Here is a 2050-nt window from a genome sequence, read left to right as displayed (position 1 = left end):
GGGTGACAGAAAAAGGTGTCGCCGACGAAATCGTTCTCCTTGCGGTCATACCGACCGATGAAGCAGACAGGGAGCGCCCAGTTCACGCCATCCTCTGCGGAACGGTCGACGCCGCCTTGCTCCTCGTCAATGAACTCGCTCGCGTTATCGTCCCAGAGCCGAAAGGTGCTGGTCTCCAAACCGGCGTCGCTCTTCCGGGGTGAGTTGGGTCAAGATGACATCTATGCGGATCTCGACTGGCGCGCCTTCTTCGTCGAGGTAGCGCCCGAGGTAGAAGTCGTGCTCGTCGACGACCGGGCGACGATACAGACGCTCAGGGCCGAGCACCAGATCAAGTGCCTCGCAGATCGTCGACTTCCCGGCGTTGTTGCCACCCACGAGCAGTGTGTGCGTCTTGAAGTGAATCTCGCTGTCTTCGATCCCCCGGAAGTTCTGGACTCGTAGGTGGCGCACCTTCATCGCATGCCGCCCGTTTCAGACCCGCCAAGGCGGGCGCGGAGGTCGATGGTTGCCAGGGGTGTTGTCGTCATCGGGTGTCTCATCCTCGAGCGAAAAGCCAGATGCTGTCATTCTCGTTTGCGTCCTTTGTTATGAGGCATTCGACCCGCCGTGGCAATAGGTGCTTCGTTGTTGTTTAGACAATGAAGCACCGCCTCCGCGGCGGCGAGATCCATGCGTGACTGAACCACGTTCTTCGCCACGTCGGCCCGTCGGGCGTCTCCTTTGTGCGTGCGACCGGGAACCGGGATGGTTTTCGTGGAATCGCAGAGCACAAACGAGGTCAGGCAATCAGCGTGGACGAGTGGGTGCAGGGCGACCGGCGAGCAAGCGTCCGGGTGGGACGTCGCTCGAGCCGGCCGCCCATTGAGGTCGAGCCGTCAGGTGCCCTGGGGCTTCAACGGCGTTCGCGGTGTCTTCGGCGCCGGGCTGGCGTCGAAGATGGCGGCGATGGCGTCGCGTTTGCCTGCTGCTTCCCGTTCGATCTCATCGCGCACGTCCTTCGCGCGGCGTTGGATGGCTGGGTCGGCTTTGGTCTTGTCGATCCAGGCTTCGATGGCGAGGCGGACTTCGTCGGTGACGGTTCGGTCGTTGAGCTGGGCGATGATGTCCAGCTGGGTGCGGGTGGACTCGTTGAGTCTGACCGCGAGGGGCTTGATCGGGCCGTAGCCAAGTCCATTGGCGGACGCAGCAGTGGCGGGCGGGGTGTTGACGTTGGACTCGCTCATGAGGGCGGGTCACCTCCTTGACGGGTGCGGCCGAGAACTCGGATGGTTCTCTGAGAGACCGCAGACCGGCAACGAGCAGTGCACTCCCCCAGTGAACGACGGCGACCAAGAAACATCAACCGTCCGATCGGCGCCACGGCCGCTGCACAGCTCGCCGGATTCCTGTGTCCCACCGGGCAATGTCGGAGGTTCTCCCTACGCTGAGATGTATGAGGAAGAACCGCGACGCAGCCGCTGTGGAGGATGCCTCTGCGCGCCGCATGCGCTTCGATCGCGTGCGGCTCCTCAACGAGGAGCTTGATCGGTTGATGAGCGATGCGACGACGCGCGTCAATGGGGTTAGCAACAAGGCGTCGTTCCTCGCTGTGTCTTCTGGTGTCCTGATCACGGCCGCCACAGCGCAGCTTTGGAGCTTCGCGCGCGGATTCGGCGTCGCCTCACTCGTTCTCGCTTGCCTTGCGATGGCGTGCGCCGCGGTGGCACTACGACCAGGCAAGCGGCCCGGCATCGAAGCTCGTCGCCTGGTGGATCGGCACCTGGACTGCACGCACACGGCTGCCTTTGTCGAGGCCGAGCTTGTACGTGACAAAGAGACGGTGCTAACCGCCATCGAACGCGATATCGCCAATCGAGGCCGCTGGGTCTGGGCGGGGTTCGGTGTCCTCGCTGCCGCAGCCGCCTCACTCGCCGTTGTGTTCAGCGTTGAGCTACTAGGGAGATGAGACGTGGGACGACCAGCTTTTGATGAGAACGCTTACGAGAGCGCCGCGACCGAAATACCGGGCACGTCTATCGCGAATGCCTACTTCGGCGCGCACGCCGTA

Annotated in this window: 3 protein-coding genes; 1 reads left to right on the top strand and 2 read right to left on the bottom strand. The window is 63.0% G+C overall.

The features are described from left to right. Window positions 1-144: 144 nt before the first annotated feature. Window positions 145-459 (bottom strand): ATP-dependent nuclease, encoded by a 315-nt coding sequence (locus I5I_RS14650; protein WP_036321399.1) that lies wholly within the window; start codon window positions 457-459, stop codon window positions 145-147. Window positions 460-878: 419 nt separating this feature from the next. Continuing rightward, on the bottom strand, window positions 879-1226 hold the full coding sequence (locus tag I5I_RS14645; protein WP_051039656.1) for a hypothetical protein: 348 nt from the start codon (window positions 1224-1226) through the stop codon (window positions 879-881). Between the two features lie 209 nt (window positions 1227-1435). Here I5I_RS14645 and I5I_RS14640 point away from each other — a divergent pair, with 209 nt between their 5' ends. Further along, complete coding sequence (locus I5I_RS14640) at window positions 1436-1948, top strand: hypothetical protein (RefSeq protein ID WP_148285574.1); 513 nt, start codon at window positions 1436-1438, stop codon at window positions 1946-1948. Window positions 1949-2050 lie beyond the last annotated feature (102 nt).

Origin of the sequence: Microbacterium sp. B24 (assembly GCF_000333415.1) — a bacterium.
GTDB lineage: Bacteria > Actinomycetota > Actinomycetes > Actinomycetales > Microbacteriaceae > Microbacterium.
The sequence above is the reverse complement of the archived record's forward strand: the minus strand, read 5'-3'. Positions and strand labels throughout refer to the sequence as shown.